Source organism: Leptolyngbya sp. CCNP1308, assembly GCF_034932455.1.
Classification (GTDB): Bacteria; Cyanobacteriota; Cyanobacteriia; order Phormidesmidales; family Phormidesmidaceae; genus Nodosilinea.
On record NZ_JAYGIH010000024.1, the window covers coordinates 1 to 6,361 of the forward strand.

Genomic DNA, 6,361 nt, shown 5'->3' on the forward strand with positions numbered 1-6,361 from the left:
TTGGAGATGTCGTGAGACCCACAAGTTGGACAGGTCATCTCGATTGTCATGGAGCCTACTCCCTCAGAATCTAGGAATACGTCGGCGTTACCTTATTTCCCTCTATCCTTTACGTTAATCCACTACCAAAGATACAATAGACAGGCATGCCCAGGTCTTGCAGGCGCTGGAGCATGGAGCGGAATAGGGCATCGTCCTGCTCGCTCTTAAAGCGGTAGAGGATGGCAATCTCTGAGGGGCTGTAGCTCAGCATCACCAGGCGCTGCACCTGCTCGACAGCGACATCTACAGCCTTAGCTTTAGTGCCCGCTTGGTAGAGGATTGGTCGAGGCCCACTTCTAAGGGCAGCTTCCGGCTCAACAGTGGGGAATGTAGCATCGTCTGTGAGGTCTTGCTCCGTCTTCTTCACTACTGTCCAGGCGGCTTCTAGAATCTCGCGGGTGTTGCGGTAGTTTTGGGCCAACTTCATCGTGCGGCCCTGAGCTTTGATGCCTACGGACTTCCATGTGAACTGAGCCCGTTTGTAGAGGCTCTAGTTGCCATCGGAGACTACCACCAGATCGCCGTTCTTTGAGTCTTTAAGGCCAGCGACACAGCACTCAAACCATTCGCGGGTAAAGGTATGGGCCTCATCCACCAGAATGGAATCCCAGCAGTGCTCTGGAGGTAGCTGCTGGAGGGCAGCTAGAACCTTTTGGCCGATGTGGACATTGCACTCTTCCTCAGTCTTAAAGCTGTTATAGCTGGGCAACCACTTAATCAAGCTTTTGGCCCAGTCGTGAAAGTGCATGACCTCAATGCGGTCTTTGTACTGGGGATTCATGGTGTCGCCATGCAGGAGCGATCGCAGGTGGGCAGCCAGTGTGATGTTGAAGCACAGGATCAGGATGCGCTGGTCGAGTAGGCGGTTGGCCAGGACTTTGGCGCGGGCCAGCAGGATCAGGGTTTTGCCAGAACCAGCTACGCCAGAGATCAGGCGGTGGCCATCCTTCATGTTGCGGGCCATGCGTTCCTGGTCGAGGTCGAGGGGGACAATCACAGTGCTGCCTTCGGGCAGGTTAGCTTCAGTGAGCACGCTCTTAGGCCCAGCAAGCTTTTGTTTGATGACGGTTTCGGGGTGCAGGCAGCCCTTAATCGTGTTCACCTGGTCTACAGTCAACGCCGGAAAGTCGAAGTAGACCTTGAACATGTCCCGCAGCCGCTGCACTAGCATCTCTGAGCTGTAGTTCTCCCACTCCAGCAGTTCATCTCGGTAGGCGACCTGGGGCCGCTGGAGGAAGTTGTAGAGGTTTTCCTCATGGGCCTGGGGTTCGTTGATGTTGCTCATCACAGCAGCTGTGCCCATGGGGAAGACTAGCTTGCCCTGGTAGTTGCCTTCGGGCTGGCGCAGGATGGGGTAGCCTTTGAAGCGCTCTGCCGCTTCACAGAAGTAGCCGTGGGCTTGGCGCAGGGGGGACTGATGACTCTCGCTCACCCCATGTTTGTCTTTGACTTTGAAGAACTGCTCTCCAGCTTCCTCGATGTTCCCGGCATACCAGCCTTTCACCTCAATGATCAGCAGGCCAAAGGTAGGGCTCAGAATGGTGAAATCGGGATAGAGGTTGCGCTGTAGGCGTGGCTCATACCAAACGATGAAATCCTCTGTCAGCTTAGTTTTGAGGATATTGAAGAGGCGCTGTTCGCCCTGACTGGCGATGGAGGGAATGGTTTCGGGGATGGTGAGAGCCATAGATGTCTGGATGGTCTGCTATGTCTAGTTATCCCCAGAACAGAGGCAAAGCCTAGCAGACACATCATAAGCACACCAAAAAGTCTGCTTGGTTAAACCTCAGGTAATGGCAGGCGCAACCAAATGGGAAGATGATCGCTAACTTCATGCTCAAATTTTTTATAGAACTCTTTCTTCTCCTGGCTAGTTAATTCTTCGATAGGCGGTAGATCCAAAGCCTCACGAAACAATTCAACAAAATTCACGACACCATAATCTGGGCCTTGGGGTGGCTCAGACCCCATCTCTGGGTTTTTGTCGTAGGAGGGAAGGCGTGGGTCATGGCTGAATAAGCCAATTTGGTCAAATGTCTCACTCAAACGTGCATTAGTGCGGAACGGTTCGGTAAAGCCTTTGTGGACATCTAAAAATGGGAAATTGACATTGACACTGCTGCCAGATGCCTGCATATCTTGATTAAAGGTTTTAATATGTCTCTCAATTCGGGGCCTATCTCGTTCTGGATTGCCAAAGCTTAGGTTGAGGTCTCCCATGAGAATAAAATTTGGGAAACTTGAATTATCCTTCTCCTGTACTCCACCTATTATCCACTCCATTAGAGCATCAAATTCTTGGCGGCGATCGTCAACAGAATCGCCAAAGTAAAGATGGGCATTGACTGCCATGATTTTATAGGGCTTTGTTTCAGGATGTCCGACTATCTCAAAGCTGGCACAGAAGGGTTGGCGGATAAAGTTCAAAAAGACGGGAATCTGAACTTTTGGTGCCTTCGGTTCAGGGCCAACAGGATTTTCTTGCCATGCATCACGGGCTTGAAGATACTTTACGTAAGGTGTAGCCGTTTCTACCAGCACTTTGTAATTATCAACGATAGTCTTTAGTACTTTTGTGCGGTCATAGGAGATATCAGAGACAATGTTGCCCCGACGAATGAGGTTTTGGTTATAGATAAACCCCAGACGCTCACCGAGGCCCTGTTCGCCAGGGAACTGCCCAGTTTTATCGGAAACAATAGCGTTATAATCAGGCCCCATCAGGCTTACCAACTTCTCAAAGCCCTCAAGGTCGCCCATAATTTCCTGAACGGATAGTAGATCGAAGTGTCTACAAATATGGGCAAGAAAGTTCCAAGTGTTCGTGCTTCGACTGTTTGCCTTGCCGAGCTTGCGGATATTGAAAGATCCTAATATAGCAGAACCATAGGTGCGCTGAGGAATGCCATATTTATAGGGATCGCTGGCCAAAAGAGAATTTATCTTTGCCCACTCATCAGCAGTCAAATCAGCCATTGCCTTGACCTCTAAGATAGCTATGTCTTTAAGGATAGTGACTTGATCAGAATTAGGATGTCAACTACTTGTACTTAACCAATATTTTTTAACTAAGCTTCCACAGCTTCCCATGAGCCGTCACTTCAGCGGCCACCATCCTTCCTTCTAAAGATTTCAAAATGGCTCGGGTCGATTCCTGATGCAGCTCGGCTAGGTTTGCGATCGCCCCCACACTCTGCCCCTCCAACTCACTACAGCAGTTCAATACCCGCAGAGCCATACGCTGAGGGGCATCGAGGTGGGGCGCGATCATGTCCTGCTGGTTGCGCGGCAACTTGCGGAAATAGGTGAGGAAATCTGCGGCGTTGGCGATCGCACTCAAGGTACTGGAATACATCTCTCTTCACCGGATCGGGTTGTCTCCTAATTTGCCTAGAATCGGGCGACAACCAGATGCCACCTAACCGGGTGACTACCACCCACCTAACCGGGTGATAGGCCCAAACCTAAACGGGTTGACTTTGTGAACAATGGTTTCTGGGGGCTTGACCAGATTCGGGTGAGTCAGATCCGAAAATGTGCGGAGAATTTTGTAAGACTCATTCTCAATAAGGAAGACTGAAAAGCTTGGTCAACGAGAGAATGAGGGTTTGAGGCCCCAAAACTGTCGGATTTTTGACCATATTACTGACAGTTTGTAGAATGGTACCTATGTACACCCCAGTTCGAGCCAAAAATGAGGTTTACCGGAGTCGAGAGCATCTGACTTTGGAAGAGGTGACGCGACTGATCGAAGCGGCTAGTGAACGGGGTCGTCATCGCCTGCGCGATCGCACTCTATTACTATTGATGTTTCGCCACGGCCTTCGAGCTGGGGAAGCGATCATCCTGCGATGGGATGCGATCATGTTTGACGCTGGGGCCATCAGCATTAAGCGACTGAAGCGTGGCGAAAGTGGAGTCCATCGGCTGCAGGAAGATGAACTCAAAGCGCTGGGAGAATTGAGAGAGAAATACCCGGAGAGTGTCTATGTTTTTGCGAGTGAGCGGGGGGGCGAAGCTGAGCACGGATGCGATCGCCAAAATCGTAGACCGGGCTGAGCGGTTGGCTCAGTTGCCGTTGCCGGTTCATCCCTACATGCTGAGGCATAGCTGTGGCTACCACTTGGCTGAGCAGGGGATGCCGACCCGCGACATCCAGGCGTACCTGGGGCACAAGAACATTCAGCACACAGTGAGGTATACGGCAGCGAACCCCAGGCGGTTTGACCGAATTCAGTGGTAGGAGATCAGCTTCAATAGTATTTTATAAAATATGCCAATAGCTCTAGCACTGGAAAAGTTTTCAATCTTAATGTACTAGCAGAAGCTATCTAACAGGCAGTAAATAGGAAGTTAAACCACTAAGTAATGGTGTAAGGATAACTAAATTTGATGACAAGCTGGAAAATGGTTGTTTCTTTAAGTTGAGCCACTCTTCTGCTTTAGCTCTACAATCGTAGGAATTTGCCCATTCTTCTGGTTTTTCTGACGGTATAGGGAAATTCAGATGAATATATTCCCACCCCTTCTGAGAAAGCATGAGTTCTATAGGGAGGTACAAAATTATTAAAATTAAGCTAAAATATGCACCATATATTACTGTAAGGCCTGGCGGGAAAGGATCTTTAATGAATCCTGCATCAGCATGAACTTGTAAAGTATGCTGATATGCACCTGTCGCAAGAGTGCCAAGGCCAATGAGTAGGCTTATGAAGAAGGTTATTAGAAACAAATAGTCCCTAAATAAAAAGTATTTTTCGGTGAACAAAACTGCGTTGGGGTTAAGTTTATCAACGGAGATAGCTAAATAACCTAAAGCAATAGCAAGTGGTATAAATGCTAATATGGAAGAAATAACTATAGCATCTACACGAACTCTAAGTGTGGCTACCTCCTGGGAAGGAAAAATAAAATCAAATTCTCTAAAAAAGTAGAATTGAACTCCAAGAGATAACATTAATGCTATCAAAAACCAAGTTAAATTGATGAATTCTATTTTGGGCAATGTTTTTCCAAGCTTTAAGAAAACACTCATGCCATAGGCTGCGGCTATGGGAGAAACTGCAAATAGAACGCTGACAACGGACATCCAGGCGAGAAAGGCTGAAGTGTTTCTAAAAGCCTCTACTCCCTCAGAGGTTGGCCAGGCTACCTTTAATGTTAGGACACCCAATGAGCCACTAATAATAGAAATTGTTAGTAAGGCATTAATACTGGTCAGCGGTGATATTTTGAGCATTTTTGTGCCGAAAAATCTAAATTCAAGCTAGCTTTTTCAGAATGATTAATCTAAATTAATCATTCTGATTTTACATTCCCAATATCATCAAAATTTAGCAGGAAAATTTAGTGCTAGAGTTTCTTGTAATTAACCATCTGCAAAAATAACGAGTGGAATTGAATGCTTAAGGTAGCAACAATTATCTCCTGGAAAACGTAGTCGATTACTGCAAGAAGGCTAGCCTGTCGCGAATGAAGGTAATGCTAGCAGAGCAGGGACTGGCCTGTCTAATATCCCTCTAAAAGTCTCTGGTTTCCTCACAGGCATTGCCCGAAGACCCCTTAAACCCAAGCTTTTATTATTAAATCACAAGCTTTAGGTCTTAGCTATGAGGTAAAACATTCTTCAAACTTTTGGAGATTTGTCAGGCAGCCAGTATCGACACTCTCAAAATCTGACTAGATTGCGCGCCTCAGCCACTTCCTCAACTAAACCAGCCACCGCCAAACTTTCTGAGAAAGCACCTGCCTCAACCGTGGTAAACCGCAGAGCCACATCCTCGCGCAGCACTTCTATCAATGGTTGTGATGCGCCATAGCTCAGATAGGTTTGCTCCAGGTGGGGGGTAGCCACCACCAACCGCTCAGCCTTGGGCAACCGATCGCGTTTCTTATGAGAGTTGAAGGCAGGATCCGACGGCACCAGGTTCCATAGTTCGTTGGTGGGATAGACCGATATCGGCAAGATGTGGTCGAGGTCGTAGTCGATGCCCTGATTGATGGGCTTCTCAGTCCAGGGGCAGGTAAAGGTAGTGCCTTCCATAATCAAGATGTCGATTTGGTTGCGTTCCCAGGTCAGCGGGCGGCGGTTGTCCGGGCGGGCGGTCAGCAGGCCGTAGATGTAGCCTCTATCGTGGTCACTGACTCTGCCGCTGAACAAGCACCACTCATGGATACAGAGAGCTTCGACCCAGACTCAGATCTTGCACCTTGGCTGGGGGGATGAGAGAAAAGGGCGTGAAACGTATAGACAGCAAGGACCATGAAGATTCTTGCCCACGCCCAAGAGCTAATTTACCAACTGTTGGACGGGATGCCG

General features: G+C 48.5%; 8 protein-coding genes. 2 read left to right on the forward strand and 6 right to left on the reverse strand.

From position 1 onward, the window contains the following. Window positions 1-109: 109 nt before the first annotated feature. From VB780_RS08340 to VB780_RS08355, 4 genes are all read right to left on the reverse strand, one after another. Window positions 110-469, reverse strand: a complete 360-nt coding sequence (locus tag VB780_RS08340) for a 3'-5' exonuclease (RefSeq protein WP_323350675.1) — start codon at window positions 467-469, stop codon at window positions 110-112. 63 nt (window positions 470-532) lie between these two features. Then, window positions 533-1,729, reverse strand: a complete 1,197-nt coding sequence (locus VB780_RS08345) for an NERD domain-containing protein (RefSeq protein WP_323350676.1) — start codon at window positions 1,727-1,729, stop codon at window positions 533-535. Between the two features lie 92 nt (window positions 1,730-1,821). After that, complete coding sequence (locus tag VB780_RS08350) at window positions 1,822-3,018, reverse strand: endonuclease/exonuclease/phosphatase (RefSeq protein WP_323350677.1); 1,197 nt, start codon at window positions 3,016-3,018, stop codon at window positions 1,822-1,824. 88 nt (window positions 3,019-3,106) lie between these two features. Beyond that, complete coding sequence (locus VB780_RS08355) at window positions 3,107-3,397, reverse strand: hypothetical protein (RefSeq protein WP_323350678.1); 291 nt, start codon at window positions 3,395-3,397, stop codon at window positions 3,107-3,109. Window positions 3,398-3,711: 314 nt separating this feature from the next. On the opposite strand from VB780_RS08355, the gene VB780_RS08360 reads away from it, so the two are divergent. Together VB780_RS08360 and VB780_RS31370 are read left to right on the forward strand one after the other, a co-directional pair. After that, window positions 3,712-4,101 carry a tyrosine-type recombinase/integrase gene (locus VB780_RS08360; protein WP_323350679.1) on the forward strand — a complete coding sequence of 130 codons (390 nt, stop codon included), beginning with the start codon at window positions 3,712-3,714 and terminating at the stop codon, window positions 4,099-4,101. Beyond that, on the forward strand, window positions 4,031-4,285 hold the full coding sequence (locus VB780_RS31370; RefSeq protein ID WP_416349213.1) for a tyrosine-type recombinase/integrase: 255 nt from the start codon (window positions 4,031-4,033) through the stop codon (window positions 4,283-4,285). The genes VB780_RS08360 and VB780_RS31370 overlap by 71 nt, the downstream gene beginning before the upstream one ends. 84 nt (window positions 4,286-4,369) lie before the next feature. Here VB780_RS31370 and VB780_RS08365 read toward each other — a convergent pair whose 3' ends face one another. Then, the gene (locus VB780_RS08365; RefSeq protein WP_323350680.1) at window positions 4,370-5,281 is read right to left on the reverse strand and encodes a hypothetical protein; all 912 of its coding nucleotides are present in this window, start codon (window positions 5,279-5,281) and stop codon (window positions 4,370-4,372) included. Between the two features lie 429 nt (window positions 5,282-5,710). Continuing rightward, window positions 5,711-6,202, reverse strand: coding sequence for an HNH endonuclease domain-containing protein (locus tag VB780_RS08370; RefSeq protein ID WP_323350681.1), 492 nt, complete (start codon window positions 6,200-6,202; stop codon window positions 5,711-5,713). Window positions 6,203-6,361 lie beyond the last annotated feature (159 nt).

Bases quoted from the DNA above. Each gene is read 5' to 3' on its own strand.
- VB780_RS08340 (WP_323350675.1), bottom strand. From the start codon at position 469: ATGAAGTTGGCCCAAAACTACCGCAACACCCGCGAGATTCTAGAAGCC.
- VB780_RS08345 (WP_323350676.1), bottom strand. From the start codon at position 1,729: ATGGCTCTCACCATCCCCGAAACCATTCCCTCCATCGCCAGTCAGGGC.
- VB780_RS08350 (WP_323350677.1), bottom strand. From the start codon at position 3,018: ATGGCTGATTTGACTGCTGATGAGTGGGCAAAGATAAATTCTCTTTTG.
- VB780_RS08355 (WP_323350678.1), bottom strand. From the start codon at position 3,397: ATGTATTCCAGTACCTTGAGTGCGATCGCCAACGCCGCAGATTTCCTC.
- VB780_RS08360 (WP_323350679.1), top strand. From the start codon at position 3,712: ATGTACACCCCAGTTCGAGCCAAAAATGAGGTTTACCGGAGTCGAGAG.
- VB780_RS31370 (WP_416349213.1), top strand. From the start codon at position 4,031: ATGTTTTTGCGAGTGAGCGGGGGGGCGAAGCTGAGCACGGATGCGATC.
- VB780_RS08365 (WP_323350680.1), bottom strand. From the start codon at position 5,281: ATGCTCAAAATATCACCGCTGACCAGTATTAATGCCTTACTAACAATT.